The organism is Massilia endophytica (assembly GCF_021165955.1).
GTDB lineage: Bacteria > Pseudomonadota > Gammaproteobacteria > Burkholderiales > Burkholderiaceae_D > Rugamonas > Rugamonas endophytica.
On sequence record NZ_CP088952.1, the window covers coordinates 1,186,338 to 1,203,270 of the forward strand.

Consider the following 16,933-nt stretch of genomic DNA (forward strand, 5'->3'; position numbering starts at 1 on the left):
GAATTTTCAATAAGGAGAATGCCATGAAACAGATCACCGCCATCATCAAGCCTTTCAAACTGGACGAAGTGCGCGAAGCGCTGGCCGAAGTGAACGTCACCGGCCTGACCGTGACCGAAGTGAAGGGCTTCGGCCGCCAGAAGGGCCACACGGAGCTGTACCGCGGCGCGGAGTACGTGGTCGATTTCCTGCCGAAGGTGAAAGTTGAAGTGGTGGTGGACGACAGCGTGGCCGAAGCCGTGGTGGACGCCGTCATCAAGGCCGCGCGCACGGGCAAGATCGGCGACGGCAAGATCTTCGTGCAGAACGTGGAGCAGGTGGTGCGCATCCGCACCGGCGAAACCGGCGCGGACGCCGTCTGATTACGGACGCCCCAGCCGCAGGTCGAACTTCCAGGTCAGAAGGCGCAGCAGTGTGATCACGGCTGCGCTGGACCACAGCGCCACATCGTCCGGCACGTCTGTGTACTGGAGCAGGATGTACATCCACGCGCCGAAGAAGGCGCAGATCGCGTAAGGCTTCCCGTCGCGGAAGACCATCGGCACCTCGTTGCAGACGATATCGCGCAGCACGCCGCCGAAAATCCCCGTAATCACCCCCATCATCGAGGCGATAAAGACCGGCATGTTCGCCGCCTGCGCCTGCGACACCCCCGCCACCGCGAACAGCCCCAGGCCGACGGCATCGGCCACCACGATCAGGCGTTCGGAAACGATATGGCGCAGCGTGCGGATCAGCGGCGCTGCGATCAGGGCCAGCACGAAGATCAGGATCGCGTATTCCTGGTGCTGCACCCAGAAGAGGGGACGGCGGTCCAGCAGGATATCGCGCAAGGTGCCGCCGCCGAAGGCCGTGATAAAGGCCACGGTGAAGACCCCGACGATATCCATCCGCTTGCGCCGCGCCTCAATAAACCCCGACAGCGCCCCGACCAGAATTGCGATCACCTCGATGATGGCGATCAGGGAGACTTGGGGAATATGCTTCATCGGCGCTCGCGTTAAACATTGGTAACGCTAGCACTCTAGCAAAAGTTTTGCTTAAAGGGGTCTGTCCCCATTAAGAAATATTTCTTAATTGGGGACAGACCCCTTTAAGCAACTTAGCGTTCGATGCGCAGGGCGGCGCGGAGGAGGACGATGAGGGCGCCTTCTCCACCTTCGGCGGAGTGGGCCTGGCTGAAGGCGATGACGCCGTCGGTCTGCACCAGCCAGCTGTGCACCATCGATTTCAGCACAGGCTCCTGCCCGCGCGAGCCGAAGCCGCGGCCGTGGATCACGCACACGCAGCGCTGGCCGCGCTGGTTGGCGCGCTTGAGGAAGGTGTCGAGGGCGTTGCGCGCGTCGTCGCGGCGCAGGCCGTGCAGGTCAAGCTCGTCCTGGATGGGCCAGTAGCCCTTGCGCAGACGCTTCATGACGTCGTTGCCGACGCCGGGCGCAAGGTAGTTCAGCGCCGGGTCGTATTCCATGTAGTGGTCGACCTCGAACTGGTCGGAAAGGAGCGATTCGCGCAGCACCGCCGCATCGTCCTCGGCCTGTTCGGCGGCGGTCATGGGCTTCCTGCGCTTTTCGGGCAGGGGACCGACGGGCTTGGGCGCCTGCGGCACGTAGCGGTTCGATTCGGGCAGCTTGGTGATGCCCTGCATATTGCTGCGGAAGACGTTGGCCTCCGCAGCCGCCTGCTTTTCCTTCCTGATGCGCTCCGCCTCGGCGGCGGCGCGCGCTTCGCCATCGGCCTTGAGCTGCTTGCTCAGGGCCTTCAGGTCGGCGAAGTCCTTCAGTACGGGCATGGCTTATTCCTGTGCTTCCAGGTAGCGCTGCGCGTCCAGGGCTGCCATGCAGCCCGTGCCGGCGCTGGTGATGGCCTGGCGGTAGATGTGGTCCTGCACGTCGCCTGCCGCGAACACGCCGGGAATCGAGGTGGCGGTGGCCATGCCTTCGGTGCCGGAGCGCGTTTTCAGGTAGCCGTTGTGCATCTCCAGCTGGCCTTCGAAGATGCCGGTATTGGGCTTGTGGCCGATAGCCACGAACAGGCCGTGCACCTTGATCTGGCTCTTTTCGCCCTCGTTCGAGAGCAGGGTGAGGCCGGTCACGCCGCTGTCGTCGCCCGTCACTTCGTGCAGGGTGTTGTTCAGCTTCAGCTCGATCTTGCCTTCGGCAACCTTGGCCATCAGGCGGTCCACCAGGATAGGCTCGGCGCGGAATTTGTCGCGGCGGTGGATCAGGGTAACCTTGCTGGCAATGCCCGCCAGGTACAGGGCTTCCTCGACGGCCGTATTGCCGCCGCCGATCACGGCCACTTCCTGGCCACGGTAGAAGAAGCCGTCGCAGGTGGCGCAGGCGGACACGCCGCGGCCCATGAAGGCCTGCTCGGACTCCAGGCCCAGGTACTGGGCCGAGGCGCCGGTGGCAATGATCAGGGCGTCGCAGGTGTATTCATTGGCGTCGCCGATCAGGCGGAAAGGCTTCTCGTTCAGCTTGGCAGTGTGGATGTGGTCGAATACGATGTCGGTATTGAACTTTTCCGCGTGCTGCAGCAGGCGCTGCATCAGTTCCGGACCTTGCACGCCCATCGGGTCGCCCGGCCAGTTTTCCACGTCCGTGGTGGTCATCAGCTGGCCGCCCTGTTCGACGCCGGTCACCAGCATCGGCTTCAGGTTGGCACGGGCCGCATAGACGGCGGCGCTGTAACCGGCCGGACCGGAGCCGAGAATCAGGACGCGAGCGTGTTTGGTAGTGGTCATGGCAAGCTTCTTCTAAAGTGGGTTAACACCGAAAATTGGGTCGTTGCGGTAAAGCACAAGGCATTCACCTGGGCAAAGCGAGATTATAAGCCAAGCCCCGCTTTCCCATGAATTGGGAGGCCGTTTCCCTCCTGTATGGCTTAGAATAGGCGCACAAGATAAAATTCCCTATATGCAACATCCCGCCGGCCTAGAGATCCGCAGCACATGAGCAAATCGAGCCAGCCGACGTCTTCGGCCTATACCCGTTCCACCACCGAGCGCGCGCCCCTGCCGAACCGGCTGGTGCGGCTGCTCTCCGAAGCGCGCTGGTTCGCGCTGGCGGCCCTGTGCCTGTACTTCGTCCTGATCCTGGTCAGCTACGACAAGGCGGACCCCGGCTGGTCCCACGCCAACGCCGTGCCCAAGGTGGCCAACCTGGGCGGGCGCATGGGGGCCTGGCTGTCCGACCTCATGCTGTATATCTTCGGTTTCTCGGCCTGGTGGTGGTGCATTTACCTGATCCGCTTCGTGTGGCGCGGCTACCGCCGCCTGACGAACAAGTTTGTGCTGGAAAAGGAAGAAGACCCCGAGCACAGCCATGAGGGCCTGATCCGCGTGATCGGCTTCGCCTTCCTGCTGGTGGGCAGCATGGGCCTGGAATTCCTGCGCATGTACACCCTGCATGCCGAGCTGCCGCGCGCGCCCGGCGGGGTGCTGGGCCAATTGATCGGCCACGGCCTGCACGTGGGCCTGGGCTTCACCGGCGCCACCCTCATGCTCCTGCTGCTGTTCGGCCTGGGCTTCAGCCTCTTTTTCCATGTGTCCTGGATGGCGGTGGCGGAGCGCATTGGCGAAGCCATCGAAATGGCCATCGACTGGGTGGTGCTGCGCTATGAGGACCGCGAGGACCGCCGCCAGGGCGAAGTGGCCATGGTCAAGCGCGAGGAAGTGGTGGTGAAGGAGCGCGAGAAGCACGTGGAAAAGCACCCCGTGGCCGCGCCGCCGGTGAAGATCGAGCCGCAGGTGGTCACCGTCGTGAAATCCGAGCGCGTGGAGAAGGAGAAGCAGGCGAGCCTGTTCCGCGACATGGAAAACACCGACCTGCCGCCGCTGGCCCTGCTGGACGAGCCGCCGCCCGCCCAGGAAACCGTGGCCGTGGAAACCCTGGAATTCACCAGCCGCCTGATCGAGAAGAAACTGTCCGACTTCGGCGTGGAAGCCAAGGTGGTGGCCGCCTATCCCGGCCCGGTGGTCACGCGCTACGAGATCGAGCCCGCCACGGGCGTGAAGGGCTCGCAGATCGTGAACCTGGCGCGCGACCTGGCCCGCTCCCTGTCCCTGACCTCGATCCGCGTGGTCGAAACCATTCCGGGCAAGAACTATATGGCGCTGGAGCTGCCGAATCCGAAGCGCCAGATCGTGCGCCTGTCGGAAATTGTCGGTTCCAAGGTCTATAACGACAATTCCTCGCCGCTCACAGTGGCCCTGGGCAAGGATATTGCGGGCAAGCCCGTGGTGGCCGACCTGGCCAAGATGCCCCACCTGCTGGTGGCGGGTACGACCGGCTCCGGTAAATCGGTGGGTATCAACGCCACCATCCTCTCGCTGCTGTACAAGGCCGATCCCCAGGATGTGCGCATGATCCTGATCGACCCGAAGATGCTGGAAATGTCCGTCTACGAAGGCATTCCGCACCTGCTGGCGCCGGTGGTGACCGACATGCGCCAGGCGGGCCACGCCCTGAACTGGGCCGTGAACGAGATGGAGCGGCGCTACAAGCTCATGTCCAAGCTCGGCGTGCGTAACCTGGCTGGCTACAACGCCAAGATTGCCGAGGCGGCCAAGAAGGAAGAGCACATCCCGAACCCGTTCAGCATTACGCCGGATGCGCCGGAACCGCTGGAAAAGCTGCCAACGGTCGTCATCATCATCGACGAGCTGGCCGACCTGATGATGGTGGTGGGCAAGAAAGTCGAAGAACTGATCGCCCGTATTGCCCAGAAGGCACGAGCCGCAGGCCTGCACTTGATTCTGGCGACGCAGCGCCCATCTGTAGACGTGATTACCGGCCTGATCAAGGCCAATATTCCGACCCGTATTGCTTTCCAGGTGTCCTCGAAGATCGACTCGCGGACCATTCTGGACCAGATGGGCGCGGAAACCCTGCTCGGCATGGGTGACATGCTGTACATGCCGCCGGGAACCGGCCTGCCGGTTCGCGTACACGGCGCCTTCGTGTCGGACGACGAAGTGCACCGCGTGGTGGCCCACCTGAAGGCACAGGGCGAGCCGAACTATGTTGAAGGCATTCTGGAAGGCGGCACGCTGGAAGAGGGCGGCGGCGATGTGATGGCCGGGGAGGGCGGCGCCAGCGGCGAGGCCGACCCGATGTACGACCAGGCCGTGCAGGTGGTGCTGAAGAACCGCCGCGCATCGATCTCGCTGGTGCAGCGCCACTTGCGCATCGGCTACAACCGCGCGGCCCGCCTGCTGGAACAAATGGAACAGAGCGGGGTGGTGTCGGCCATGCAGTCCAACGGCAACCGGGACATCATCGCACCCACCGCCTCCGCAGAATAGGGAACGATATGAAGCATTGGAAGACGATCGCCGCGCTTGCGGCCAGTTCGCTGTTCTTCTCCGCTGGCGCCCATGCCGCCGCGCTGGAACAGTTCAAGGCCTTTGTGGCGGGCACCAAGGCCGCCAAGGGCGAGTTCACGCAGAAACAGATCAAGATGGTGGACGGCGTGAGCAAGGTGTCGCAGCCCGCCTCCGGCACCTTCCAGTTTGCCCGTCCCGGCAAGTTCATCTGGTCCTACCTGAAGCCTTACGAGCAGGTATTGCAGGCCGACGGCGACAAGCTCTACATCTACGACAAGGACCTGAACCAGGTTACCGTGAAGAAGCTGGGCGATGCGCTCGGCTCCTCGCCTGCCGCCATCCTCTTCGGCAGCAACGACCTGGAAAAGAACTTCACCCTGTCCGAGGCGGGCAGCCGCGACGGCCTGGAGTGGCTGAAAGCGGTGCCGAAGACCAAGGACAGCAGCTTCGAGCAGATTACCATCGGCCTGCGCAATGGCCAGCCCGAGGCCATGGAGCTGAAGGACAACTTTGGCCAGACCTCCGTGCTCGCCTTCCAGAAGTTCGAGAAGAATCCTGCCCTGAATGCGGCCGCTTTTAAATTCGTCATGCCGAAGGGCGCGGACATCCTGAATAATTAAGCATGGCCGACCTCTTTTCCGCAGAGCCCCGCCAGCCGCTGGCCGAGGCGCTGCGCCCCAAGACCTTGGACGAAGTGATCGGCCAGGGCCATCTGCTGGGCGAAGGCAAGCCGCTCCGGCTCGCTTTCCAGGCAGGTAAACCGCACTCGATGATCCTCTGGGGCCCGCCCGGCGTCGGCAAGACCACGCTGGCCCGGCTCACGGCCAACGCCTTCGACGCCGCCTTTATCGCGCTCTCCGCAGTGTTCGCGGGCGTGAAGGATATCCGCGCCGCCATGGAACAGGCGCAGCAGAACCTTGACCAGTACGGCCGCCACACCATCCTGTTCGTCGACGAGATCCACCGGTTCAACAAGGCGCAGCAGGATGCGCTGCTGCCCTTTGTGGAATCCGGTCTCGTGACGTTCATCGGCGCCACCACCGAGAACCCGAGCTTCGAAGTCAACTCCGCACTGCTGTCGCGGGCGCAGGTCTACGTGCTCAAGTCCCTGAGCGACGAGGAAATGCGCCAGCTGCTGGCCAAGGCGCAGAAGGAGGCTTTGCACGACCTGGAGTTCGACGAAGTGGCTGTGGATACCCTGGTTGGCTTTGCCGACGGCGATGCACGCCGCTTTCTGAACCTGCTGGAGCAGGCCGATACGGCGGCGCGTTCGGCGCGCGTGAAGAAGATCGACGCCAAGTTCGTCGAAAACGCGATGACGCTGAACGCGCGGCGCTTCGACAAGGGCGGCGACAATTTCTACGACCAGATATCGGCCCTGCACAAATCCGTGCGCGGCTCGCATCCCGACGCCGCCCTGTACTGGTTCTGCCGCATGATCGACGGCGGCGCCGATCCACGCTACCTTGCGCGGCGCATCGTGCGCATGGCATGGGAAGACATCGGTCTGGCCGACCCGCGCGCGCTCACCATCGTGAACGACGCTGCCGAAACTTATGAGCGCCTTGGTTCTCCCGAGGGCGAGCTGGCGCTGGGCCAGGCCGTGATCTATCTAGCGATAGCCGCCAAGAGCAATGCAGGCTACAACGCCTTCAACGCCGCCATGGCTTTTGTGAAGCGCGACAAATCGCGCGAGGTGCCGGTCCACCTGCGCAATGCGCCGACGAAGCTGATGAAGGAACTGGGCTACGGCCACGAGTACCGCTACGCCCACGACGAGCCCAATGCCTACGCGGCAGGCGAAACCTATCTGCCGGAAGGGATGGCGGAACCAGGCTGGTATCAGCCGGTCCCGCGCGGCGTCGAATCCAAGATCGCCGAAAAACTCGCGTGGCTGCGCGACCTAGACCGCCAGGCGCGCGAAGAATGAGGCACAAGCTCTTTCTCTTCGACCTGGACGACACGCTGCTCGATTTCAAGGCGTCCGAACAACTGTCCTTCGACCGCACGATGTGCGAGCTCGGCCTCGACGCGCTTCCCGAAGGGCTGTTTGCCGAATACCAGTCCATCAACATGGCGCTCTGGAAGGCCTTTGAAACGGGCGGCGTAACGAAGGACTTCCTGAAGGTCGAACGGTTCCGCCGCACCTTTGCTTCCAATGGGCTCGACCTCGATCCGGAAGCGGCCAGCCACCTCTACCTCGAATCGCTGTCGAACACCGTCGTGCTGATCGACGGAGCGCAGGAACTGTGCGAGGAGCTGGCTGGCATCGGCGAAGTGGGCATCATCACAAACGGTGTGGATCACATCCAGCACCGCCGCATCGCGAGTTCGAAACTGCACGCCCACGTCTCCTTCGTGGCGACCTCCGACGCCTGCGGCCACGCCAAGCCGGACAGCCGCTTCTTCGACTTTACGGTGAAGAAGGCGCGCGCCTTCACCCATGCCGAAACCGTGATCATCGGCGACCGCCTCGACGCCGACATCCTCGGAGCCAACCGATTTGGCATTGAGAGCTGCTGGTTCAACCCCAACGGCGCGGCGAACGACACCGAAGCCAGGCCAAGCTGCGAAGTACAACACCTGCGCGACGTCATCCCCACGCTCCGCACAATCTGATACTGTCCGGCCTTTGCGATCCATCAAGGCCGCAGTTCTCGTTTCATCAAGGTAATTGCTGGCGAACTGATCGACCGTTCGAGCTCTGACAAGCAACCCTACTGACAACGCAGATGCATTTTTCGTCATCGAGTAGACCCATATCATTGGATCGGATTGCGGTGGCGCTGTTTTCCTTCGCGCTTTTGAACCAGGCATTGGCTGGACCGGTGCGCTTCGAGTGCCCGCAGGAGCTCCCCGCAGCCTTAGTAAAGGTTGACAGCCCAAGGCTGGGCTGGAAGTCATTTGTGGGCTCCCCAATGTACCTTAGCGGTGCCGCCCCAGCGGATGGTCCGCCGGAGCGTTTGGGAATACTTCGCGGAGAGGACGGACCACGAACCAAAACGTCGTGGACGCAGAAGTATTCGCTGGAGGGGCCGTACCCGGAAGGTAAGTGGTTACGGTGCGACTACGGCGCGATGGGGGAAGTATCGTTGGCAATGCGTCTCCCAGATGAGATCCAGGAATGCACTGTTAAAGGAACAAAGGGATGTAATGACCCAGTGAATTCCTGCTCAGGTGATAATACAGAAAGGACATCACGTGAGCATGGTCATGGAAGAGGAAGTAAAACGTTGGACGGCGAAGCGCAAAGCGGCGCTGGTCACTGAAATCATTCAAGGTAAGACCACCGTGGCAGAGGCCAGCCGGGCCTTTGATATGCCGCCTTCGGAGATCGAAGAGTGGGTGGATGAAGCCAAGCGGGGCATGGAGAACGCCTTGCGGGCAAAACCGCTCGACGTCCGCGAGCAGTACGAACGCCAGATCAAAGAGCTTCAGGAAGCCTACGGTGAGGCGATGCTGGAACTGCGTGCCAGAAAAAAGCTGGCGTCCCTGCTGGGCGAGGAAGAGAAGTGATCGAAACGATCCGCCAGGGACTAGCAGAAGACGGATTCAAAGTTTCGATCAATAAGCTGTGCCAGTGGTTCGACATGCCGCGCCGGACGGTGTACTACAAGTCCGTCAAGGCGGCGCCGAAGGTGCAGCCGCGCTTTGCCGAACCAATCAAGGCCATGATCAACGAGGAGCCATCGTTCGGCTATCGCACCGTGGCGGCCCTGCTGGGCTTCAACAAGAACACCGTGCAACGCATCTTCCAACTACGTGGCTGGCAAGTGAAGAAGCGGCCGATCGGCTTTCGTCCGCGTGTGCAGGCCTTGCCTTCGGTGGCGACGGCTCCGGACCAGCGCTGGGCGACCGACATGTGCCGCGTCTGGGCTGGGCGCGATGGGTGGTCAGTGCTGGCTTTGGTGATCGATTGCCATACCCGTGAACTACTGGGCTGGCATCTTTCCCGCTCCGGCAAGGCTAAAACGGCGGAGGCGGCCTTGGAACAGGCCCTTATTGCCCGCTATGGCACCCTGGGCAAAGTTACAGCGCCATTCTTGTTAAGGTCGGACAACGGCTTGGTTTTCACCAGCCGCAGCTACACCAGATTGGTGCGCAGCTATGGCCTGCGCCAGGAATTCATCACGCCTCACTGCCCCGAGCAGAATGGCATGGTGGAGCGCGTCATCAGGACGCTGAAGGAGCAGTGCGTACATCGGCACCGCTTCGAAAGTTTGCAGAACGCCAGCCGGGTCATCGCCGACTGGATTGGCTTCTACAACAACCGGCGCCCGCATCAGGCGCTGGGCATGAAAACACCCGCTGAGGCGTTTAGATTAGCGGCTTAAGTTGAGCAGGAACCGCTGGGTCATTACAGGGACGCCATGCTGGCGAGAGCATCTTTGAAATAGCGTGCAAATAGCCCGGCTAATGCCGGGCCCGCAACGATCAGTCAATCAGGCTTCCGGCGCCGTCCAGACCAGGTTCCACAGGTGGCCGTCGATATCCTCGAAGCCCTGGTCGTACATGAAGCCATGGTCCTCGGGTGGATGCGGGATGCGGCCGCCAGCGGCAGCCGCCTTGGCGATCAGGCTGTCCACCTCTTCACGGGTATCGCAGTTCAGGCAGATGACGATTTCATTGGCTTCCTTCGCGTCCGCCACAGGCTTGCCGATCAGGGACTTGAAGAACGGTTCGGTCGACAGCATGGCCTGGATGCTGCCATCGACGATGTTCATGAACGCGGCGTTTTCTCCGCTGAACCGCGCGTCGAAAGTGAAGCCGAGGGCTGCAAAGAAGGCCTTGGATTTGTCCAGGTTCTTCACGGGCAGGTTGAGGATGATCTGTTTTTTCATGGCGTTTCCTTGTCAAGATGGAATGATCGGTCGGTGCTTCATTCCTACGACGGGCGAGGGCGCACAGAATCGACACGCTTGCGAAAAATAGTTACTACTCGCTGTCCGTGTCCTCGTCCTTGGCTTTGTCCTCTTTGCTCTTCACCCCGCGCCGGGCGAGGCCTTCCCTCAGCAGGAATTCGATTTCCGCGTTCACGCTGCGCAGGTCGCGCGCGGCGAGGCGCTGCAGGTCTTCCCACAGCGCGGGATCTATCCTTAAAGGGAAGGCTTTTTTACCGGGACTTGCCATGCTTTTCTGCTAGTTGTAGAGGGTGCCCGTATTGACGATCGGCTGGGTTTCCTTGTCCGAACACAGCACCACCAGCAGATTGCTGACCATTGCGGCCTTGCGCTCGTCGTCCAGCTCGACGATACCACGCTCCGACAGGCCCTTCAGCGCCGCCTCCACCATGCTCACGGCGCCATGCACGATCTTGGCACGGGCGCTGATGATCGCCTCGGCCTGCTGGCGGCGCAGCATGACCTGGGCGATCTCGGCAGCGTAGGCCAGGTGAGTAAGCTTGGCATCCAGCACCTCGACGCCCGCCGCTTCGAAGCGCTCCTGGAGCTCGCACTTCAGTGCATCGACGACCACATCCATGCCAGCGCGGAGGGTGGTTTCGCCCTCGGGCAGGTCTTCGCCCTCGTCGTAGGCATATTGCGCTGCCAGATGGCGGAGGGCGGCTTCGGCCTGGATGGAGACATAGCGCTCGAAATCGTCCACTTCGAATACTGCCTGGGCGGTATCGCGCACGCGCCAGACGATGGCCGCGCTGATCTCAACCGGGTTTCCGCGCTTGTCGTTCACCTTCAGCGTGGGCGCATTCAGGTTGCGCGCCCGCAGCGACAGGCGGCGCTTCACATACCAGGGAAACGCCCAGCGCAGGCCTTCGTTGCGGTCGGTGCCGATGTACTTGCCGAACAGGGTCAGTATCGCGCTTTCATTCGGCTGCAGCATGTAGAGGCCGGCCAGGCAAATGACGCCTGCCAGTGCCATCAATACAGCGCCCCCAAAGAACGACAGGCCGTGGGCGCCTTCGACTCCAGTCTTCAGCAGGAATACCGCGCCAAGTATCAGGACGATTCCGGCGCCAGCGGCCAGGTAGCCATTTGTCGAACTAAACGCCAGTTCGCGGCGAATATGTGCTGCGCTCATGCTCGATTCCTCTCAGGTGTGTGACATCAAAGTGATATCACTTTAGGATCACCTGGAACTATTGTCAAGGAATTTCGCCTGGTCAATTTGAAATGTGCTGTCACCACGAGGATTACACTCAGTCGCTTTAAGCAGATCGAGCTCGCCGTTCGGCGGTCCTCGATAGTTTTCCCTCTATCGCGTGAGAGCCCCATTACTTCTAAATATCGGGGAACAATTCTTTCTCGATGCGATCCATCACTTCTGTTGCCTCTGCCGATCTACCCTCTGCATAGTCCTGCCGACTCATGTTTAGCAGACGCAAAAGCGCGAGCGCCTGTCTCGAACTCTCGTAGCGCTCGATAGGGACGCAGACGAACGCTGCAACCCCATTCTGGGTGATTACGATATCGGTCTGATCTGTCCTGAGTTCTTCTGCCAGCTCGGCGGAATTGTTTTTCAGGTACGAGATCGGTTTCATCTTCAAAAGATGCATTTGGCCCGCCTGACAGAATCTAGACAGGATTTAGTCTAGCCTGCGGGTCCCAGTGGTCAATCCACGATAAACAGTTTGGCCCCGGTGGCCGTGGAGGAGCGGTGGGGTTCAGCGTTGTCGGCTACCTGATAGCTCATGCCCGGACGCAGGACGAATGTGCGGCCGTCTTCCAGCTCGGTATGCAGTTCGCCTTCCAGGCAGAGGAGGATGTGGCCCTTCACGCACCAGTGGTCGGCCAGGTAGCCGGGCGTGTACTCCACCATCCGCACCCGCTGGTCGCCGAACTTGCGCGTGCGCCAAAAGGCCTTGCCGGTAACGCCCGGGTGCTCCGTGGTTTCCACTTCCGACCAGTCGGTGGTGCCGAACGGGATGCCGCTCATCTGCATGAATTCTCCTTCACGTTTATTATGGGAATTTTATTGGAGGCCTCATCATGCACTATCTGCTGTCCTATGAACTCGCCGACGACTACCTGGAGCGCCGCGAACTGTACCGCGGCAAGCATCTTGCCCTGGCGTGGGAGTATGCGGACCGGGGCGAGCTGCTGCTGGCTGGCGCCGCTGGCGAGCCCATCGACAGCGCCATGCTGCTGTTCAAGGCCGATTCGCCAGCGCCCGCCGAAGCCTTCGCCAAGGCCGATCCCTATGTGCTGAACGGCATCGTGAAGCGCTGGACGGTGCGCAAATGGCACACCGTGGTGGGCGAAACAGCGAGCAATCCGCTGCGTTAATAGATGCAGTCGCTGCAGGGCGCAGGCTGCAGGCTGTGCCGCGTATGGTCGCGGGCCTGCACCAGCCGCAGCTGGGTGCGGCGCAGGAGCTGCTCCATCTGGCTCTGCGCCTCCGCTTCCGCCACGCGGATGCGGCCGCAGCCCATGGCTTCCACCAGCGTCAGCCCGTCGTTGGGCACCACGAATTCCTGGCCTGGGCGCAGCAGGAAATCCGTGTACTGGCCGTAAGACGTAATCCACGCCACGCCTTCCAGGCATTCCACGACCTGTCCGCCAGCGTGCTCCAGGCGGAGCGGGCGGTTCGGGGCAAGCTGGTATTCCATGGCGTTCTCCTGTGCTTTTCCAATAGCTCCAGAATAGCCACCGCCCGCCAACCATAACAGATGCAGCAAAACGATATTGTGATGGGCACAGTCGCACTTCGGCTACACTGTGCTGGTCGAAAAACAATGCCGCTGTACCTGTTCCGGTAAGCCCTGCGGCAGGAGAATGGCAGGATGCCCACGCCCATCAATCTGTACGAGCAGCTGGCCAACGAGCTGGACGCGCTGATCGCCCAGCGGGTGTTTGCGCCCGGCGACAAGCTGCCGTCCATCCGGCACCTGGCGCAGCAGAAGCGCCTGTCGGTGAGCACGGTCCTGCAGGCCCTGCGGCTGATGGAGGACAGGGGCCTGATCGAAGCCCGTCCCCAGGCGGGCTACTACGTGCGCCACCGCGCGCGCATGCTGGCCGCGCTGCCCACGGAAGCGCAGCCCCTCAAGGAGCCCGCCTATGTGGGCATCAACAACACGCTGATGCGGGTGCTGAAGGCGAACGAGTCGCCGCAGGTGGTGCACCTGGGCTCGGCCTGGCCGCCGGACGAGCTGCTGCCCATGCGCCGCGTGCAGAAGGCCGTCGCGGCCGCGGCGAGGCGCGATCCGGCCCTGCTGAGCAAGGTGAGCTGCTACGAAACCAACGAGCCCGCCTTTACGCGCCAGGTGGTGCGCCGGGCGCTGGACTGGGGCCAGATCGACTCAGCCGAGATCGTGGTCACCAGCTCCTGCACGGAAGCCATCAGCTTGTGCCTGCGCGCCGTGGCGAAGCCGGGCGACACCATCGCCATCGAATCCGCCACGTATTTCGTGCTGCTCCAGCTAATCGAAAGCCTGGGCATGAAGGCGCTGGAGATTCCCACCCATCCGAAAACTGGCGCCTCCATCGATGCGCTGGAGCTGGCGCTGAACGCGGGCCTGGTGCAGGCCTGCCTCTTCATCCCCAATGCGAACAATCCGCTCGGCTGCATCATGCCCGAGGAGAACAAGCGCCGTGTGGCGGCCCTGCTGGCCCAGCACGACGTGCCGCTCATTGAGGACGACGTCTACGGCGACCTGTGCTTCACGCCGGAGCGCCCCTGGCCCATCAAGGCCTACGACACCAGCGGCCACGTGCTCCTGTGCTCATCGTTCTCCAAGGCCGTGACGCCCGCCTCGCGCGTCGGATACGTGGCGGCGGGGCGCTGGGCGCAGGAAGTGGCCCTGCTGAAGATGGTGTCCAGCGGCTCCACCAGCCAGTTCTTCCAGGCCGTGCTGGCCGACTTCCTGAACGGCAGCAGCTACGATATACAGGTGCGCAAGATGCGCCGCGTGCTGGCCCAGCGCATCGCCCGCATGTCGGACGCGGTGTGCGCCCATTTCCCTGCCGCCTGTTCGGTCAGCGAACCGCAGGGCGGCTTCGTGCTGTGGGTGCAGATGCCCGAGCAGGTGGACGCGCTGGCCCTGCACCTGGAAGCGGTGGAGCAGGGCGTGGCCTTCGTTCCCGGCCCGCTCTTCTCTGCCAGCGGCAAATTCGGCAACTACCTGCGCCTCAACTGCGGCAACGCCTGGAGCGACGAGATCGAGCGCGCCATCGCCCGCCTCGGCCAGCTGGTGCACAGCCATGCCGGAGAAGGCCCGCGCAGCGTTGGCCGGGCCGCCTGAACAGCGCCTTCACGCCGCATTTTTGCAGTTCATCCCCTGTTTTTGGCGACCCGTCGCACACCGCTCGCTCGCCATAGGGCCTTTAGGTACAGTGTAACCATGCAAGCAGCACTACACACTGACCTGAAGGAGAACATCATGAACATCACCAAACACATGGAAGCCATCTTTATCGCCGCAGCCCTGATCGGCGCCGTCTTCAGCTTCACCACCGTGAGCCAGAAGCCGCTGGACGTGGCCGCCGACCGCGCCGTGGCAAGCGTGCAGCAGACGCAGATGCCGGTCGTGACCGTGGCCGCGAAACGCCTGACCACTGCCGAAAAAGCGCGCCTGATCTGAGATGGACCGCCGGAGGGCGTAAAACTCGCGGAGTTGCGGTTCTGTCTTGGTACAATTGCGCTTTCGACATAGCGGCAATACCCCATGATAGACATCCAACTGCTCCGTAAAGATATCGATACCGTCGCCGCCAAACTGGCGACCCGCAAGTTCCAGCTGGACGTCGCCGGCTTCAACGCCCTGGAGGGCGAACGCAAGGCGATCCAGATGCGCACCGAGGAACTGCAAAGCAAGCGCAACTCGCTGTCCAAGCAGATCGGCATGATGAAGGGCAAAGGCGAGGACACCAGCGCCGTGATGGCCGAAGTGGCCGGCCTGGGCGATGAGCTGAAGAACAATGAACAGGCGCTGGCCGTGGTGCAGGAGAGGATGAGCGCCTTCCTGCAGGCCGTGCCCAACCTGCCGCACGAATCCGTGCCGGTGGGGACGGACGAAACGGGCAATGTCGAAGTGCGCAAAGTGGGGACCCCGCGCAGCTTCGACTTCGAGATCAAGGACCATGTCGATGTCGGCGCGCCGCTCGGCCTGGACTTCGACACCGCCACCAAGCTGACCGGCTCGCGCTTCTCCGTCATGAAAGGCGGCATCGCCCGCCTGCACCGCGCACTCGCGCAGTTCATGCTCGATACGCACACCGACAAGCATGGCTACACCGAGTGCTACACGCCTTACATGGTGAACGCCGAGTCCCTGCTGGGCACCGGCCAGCTGCCTAAATTCGAAGCCGACCTGTTCTCGGTAAAGAAGGGCGGCGCGGAAGGCGAGGGCGAGACCTTCTACCTGATTCCGACCTCCGAAGTTTCGCTGACCAATATCGTCCGCGATGACATCGTGGCCGCCGATGCGCTGCCCCTGCGCATGACCGCGCACACGCCGTGCTTCCGTTCCGAAGCAGGCAGCTATGGCCGCGACACGCGCGGCATGATCCGCCAGCACCAGTTCGACAAGGTCGAAATGGTGCAGGTGGTGCACCCTGAAAAATCGTACGAAGCACTGGAAGAGATGGTAGGCCACGCCGAAACCATACTGCAGCAGCTTGGGCTGCCGTACCGCGTCATGTCCCTGTGCACAGGCGACATGGGCTTTGGCGCCGCCAAGACCTACGACCTGGAAGTGTGGCTGCCCGCGCAGAACACCTACCGCGAAATCTCCTCGCTCTCGAACTGCGAAGCCTTCCAGGCGCGCCGCATGCAGGCCCGCTTCCGCAACGCCCAGGGCAAGCCGGAACTGCTGCACACCCTGAACGGCTCCGGGCTGGCCGTTGGCCGCACCCTGGTCGCCGTGCTGGAAAACTACCAGCAGGCCGATGGCAGCGTCGAAATCCCTGCCGTGCTCCAGCCATACATGGGCGGCCTGACCAAACTTTCTTAAAGGGGACAGACGGGGACGCCGAGTCCCCTTTAAGAAATAGTGTGCGCAAGTGAACAATAGTTCTTGTTGTTCCTTGCGCATTATGTTTATACTCAACATTACGTAATTACGTAATGGGGTGAGCATGGCAAGGCCAGGGCTGTCGAAACTGCAGGTCAAGGAAGTGCGCGAGCAGATGCTTGCCGAAGGCCGCCATCCGTCCGCCGATGCGGTGCGCGCCGCCTTGGGCAATACCGGCTCCAAATCCACCATCCACAAGTACCTGAAGGAGCTGGCGGGCGAGAGCCCGGCAGCCAGCGCGAGCCGGAACGATACGGTCCGCTCCCTGAATGCCCTGGTCGAACAGCTGGCCGAGAAGCTGCACAGCGACGCCGAAGACCGCATCCGCGCATTGCAGGCCCGGTACGAGATGGCCTTGCGCCAGAAGGATGCCGAAATCGCCGAGCTGCGCGAGCGCGTGGGGACACTGTCCGCCGGTCCTGCCAACCAACCGCTGTCGCGCCTTGGCGCAGGCTTCGGCCGCTTCGAAAGCCTTGTGCAGGCAGGCCGCAGTGGACGCGGAAAGGCCTCAGTCTTCAGCAGCGTTCTTGCCAGCGGCCGCTCCGTGCTCTCCGATCTGGGCGTTATCCGCCCCGCAGGTTTGTCGTTCCCATAGTTGTTCATCCCGCCGCCAGCGGGATTTTTTCGGTAGTTGTGAAATC

22 protein-coding genes are annotated in these 16,933 nt (G+C 62.3%); 13 read left to right on the forward strand and 9 right to left on the reverse strand.

Annotation, left to right across the window (positions count from 1 at the left end; genetic code table 11):
* Positions 1-23: 23 nt before the first annotated feature.
* Positions 24-362 (forward strand): P-II family nitrogen regulator, encoded by a 339-nt coding sequence (locus tag LSQ66_RS05550; protein ID WP_231768797.1) that lies wholly within the window; start codon positions 24-26, stop codon positions 360-362.
* Here LSQ66_RS05550 and LSQ66_RS05555 read toward each other — a convergent pair whose 3' ends face one another.
* From LSQ66_RS05555 to trxB, 3 genes are all read right to left on the reverse strand, one after another.
* A complete protein-coding gene (locus tag LSQ66_RS05555) occupies positions 363-989 on the reverse strand; it encodes a trimeric intracellular cation channel family protein (protein WP_231768798.1) in 627 nt (208 codons plus the stop codon).
* Positions 990-1,102: 113 nt separating this feature from the next.
* Positions 1,103-1,789 (reverse strand): Smr/MutS family protein, encoded by a 687-nt coding sequence (locus LSQ66_RS05560; protein ID WP_231768799.1) that lies wholly within the window; start codon positions 1,787-1,789, stop codon positions 1,103-1,105.
* A gap of 3 nt (positions 1,790-1,792) precedes the next feature.
* Positions 1,793-2,743, reverse strand: coding sequence for a thioredoxin-disulfide reductase (trxB, locus tag LSQ66_RS05565; RefSeq protein ID WP_231768800.1), 951 nt, complete (start codon positions 2,741-2,743; stop codon positions 1,793-1,795).
* Between the two features lie 207 nt (positions 2,744-2,950).
* Between trxB and LSQ66_RS05570 the strand changes: the two genes are divergently transcribed.
* The 7 genes from LSQ66_RS05570 (at position 2,951) to LSQ66_RS05595 (ending at position 9,660) form a co-directional block, all read left to right on the forward strand.
* Positions 2,951-5,305, forward strand: coding sequence for a DNA translocase FtsK (locus tag LSQ66_RS05570; RefSeq protein ID WP_231768801.1), 2,355 nt, complete (start codon positions 2,951-2,953; stop codon positions 5,303-5,305).
* Between the two features lie 8 nt (positions 5,306-5,313).
* Positions 5,314-5,946, forward strand: coding sequence for an outer membrane lipoprotein chaperone LolA (gene lolA / locus LSQ66_RS05575; RefSeq protein ID WP_231768802.1), 633 nt, complete (start codon positions 5,314-5,316; stop codon positions 5,944-5,946).
* 2 nt (positions 5,947-5,948) lie between these two features.
* On the forward strand, positions 5,949-7,256 hold the full coding sequence (locus LSQ66_RS05580) for a replication-associated recombination protein A (protein WP_231768803.1): 1,308 nt from the start codon (positions 5,949-5,951) through the stop codon (positions 7,254-7,256).
* Positions 7,253-7,945, forward strand: a complete 693-nt coding sequence (locus LSQ66_RS05585) for a YjjG family noncanonical pyrimidine nucleotidase (protein ID WP_231768804.1) — start codon at positions 7,253-7,255, stop codon at positions 7,943-7,945. The genes LSQ66_RS05580 and LSQ66_RS05585 overlap by 4 nt, the downstream gene beginning before the upstream one ends.
* A gap of 113 nt (positions 7,946-8,058) precedes the next feature.
* Positions 8,059-8,595, forward strand: a complete 537-nt coding sequence (locus LSQ66_RS24795) for an STY0301 family protein (RefSeq protein WP_407659560.1) — start codon at positions 8,059-8,061, stop codon at positions 8,593-8,595.
* Positions 8,510-8,842: a transposase gene (locus tag LSQ66_RS05590; protein ID WP_267871889.1), complete on the forward strand. Its 333-nt coding sequence runs from the start codon at positions 8,510-8,512 to the stop codon at positions 8,840-8,842. The genes LSQ66_RS24795 and LSQ66_RS05590 overlap by 86 nt, the downstream gene beginning before the upstream one ends.
* Positions 8,839-9,660 (forward strand): IS3 family transposase, encoded by an 822-nt coding sequence (locus LSQ66_RS05595; RefSeq protein WP_231766975.1) that lies wholly within the window; start codon positions 8,839-8,841, stop codon positions 9,658-9,660. Before LSQ66_RS05590 ends, LSQ66_RS05595 begins: the two co-directional genes overlap by 4 nt.
* Before the next feature lie 108 nt (positions 9,661-9,768).
* Here the strand turns inward: LSQ66_RS05595 and LSQ66_RS05600 are convergent, their stop codons facing one another.
* The 5 genes from LSQ66_RS05600 to LSQ66_RS05620 form a co-directional block, all read right to left on the reverse strand.
* On the reverse strand, positions 9,769-10,167 hold the full coding sequence (locus LSQ66_RS05600; protein WP_231768805.1) for a VOC family protein: 399 nt from the start codon (positions 10,165-10,167) through the stop codon (positions 9,769-9,771).
* A 94-nt stretch (positions 10,168-10,261) separates the two neighbouring features.
* A complete protein-coding gene (locus tag LSQ66_RS05605) occupies positions 10,262-10,456 on the reverse strand; it encodes a hypothetical protein (protein WP_231768806.1) in 195 nt (64 codons plus the stop codon).
* Positions 10,457-10,465: 9 nt separating this feature from the next.
* Positions 10,466-11,362 (reverse strand): SPFH domain-containing protein, encoded by an 897-nt coding sequence (locus LSQ66_RS05610; protein ID WP_231768807.1) that lies wholly within the window; start codon positions 11,360-11,362, stop codon positions 10,466-10,468.
* Positions 11,363-11,561: 199 nt separating this feature from the next.
* Complete coding sequence (locus tag LSQ66_RS05615; protein WP_231768808.1) at positions 11,562-11,837, reverse strand: type II toxin-antitoxin system Phd/YefM family antitoxin; 276 nt, start codon at positions 11,835-11,837, stop codon at positions 11,562-11,564.
* A 56-nt stretch (positions 11,838-11,893) separates the two neighbouring features.
* Positions 11,894-12,223 carry a DHCW motif cupin fold protein gene (locus LSQ66_RS05620; RefSeq protein ID WP_231768809.1) on the reverse strand — a complete coding sequence of 110 codons (330 nt, stop codon included), beginning with the start codon at positions 12,221-12,223 and terminating at the stop codon, positions 11,894-11,896.
* Positions 12,224-12,270: 47 nt separating this feature from the next.
* Here LSQ66_RS05620 and LSQ66_RS05625 point away from each other — a divergent pair, with 47 nt between their 5' ends.
* Entirely contained in the window at positions 12,271-12,567 is a 297-nt protein-coding gene (locus tag LSQ66_RS05625; RefSeq protein ID WP_231768810.1) for a YciI-like protein, read from the forward strand.
* On the opposite strand, the gene LSQ66_RS05630 is transcribed toward LSQ66_RS05625, so the two are convergent.
* The gene (locus tag LSQ66_RS05630; RefSeq protein WP_231768811.1) at positions 12,564-12,890 is read right to left on the reverse strand and encodes a DUF2917 domain-containing protein; all 327 of its coding nucleotides are present in this window, start codon (positions 12,888-12,890) and stop codon (positions 12,564-12,566) included. The genes LSQ66_RS05625 and LSQ66_RS05630 overlap by 4 nt on opposite strands.
* A gap of 174 nt (positions 12,891-13,064) precedes the next feature.
* On the opposite strand from LSQ66_RS05630, the gene LSQ66_RS05635 reads away from it, so the two are divergent.
* The 4 genes from LSQ66_RS05635 (at position 13,065) to LSQ66_RS05650 (ending at position 16,887) form a co-directional block, all read left to right on the forward strand.
* On the forward strand, positions 13,065-14,522 hold the full coding sequence (locus LSQ66_RS05635) for an aminotransferase-like domain-containing protein (protein ID WP_231768812.1): 1,458 nt from the start codon (positions 13,065-13,067) through the stop codon (positions 14,520-14,522).
* A gap of 138 nt (positions 14,523-14,660) precedes the next feature.
* A complete protein-coding gene (locus LSQ66_RS05640; RefSeq protein WP_231768813.1) occupies positions 14,661-14,861 on the forward strand; it encodes a hypothetical protein in 201 nt (66 codons plus the stop codon).
* A gap of 84 nt (positions 14,862-14,945) precedes the next feature.
* Positions 14,946-16,232, forward strand: a complete 1,287-nt coding sequence (serS, locus tag LSQ66_RS05645; RefSeq protein ID WP_231768814.1) for a serine--tRNA ligase — start codon at positions 14,946-14,948, stop codon at positions 16,230-16,232.
* Positions 16,233-16,356: 124 nt separating this feature from the next.
* Positions 16,357-16,887 carry a DNA-binding protein gene (locus tag LSQ66_RS05650; RefSeq protein ID WP_231768815.1) on the forward strand — a complete coding sequence of 177 codons (531 nt, stop codon included), beginning with the start codon at positions 16,357-16,359 and terminating at the stop codon, positions 16,885-16,887.
* The last annotated feature ends 46 nt before the right edge of the window (positions 16,888-16,933 follow it).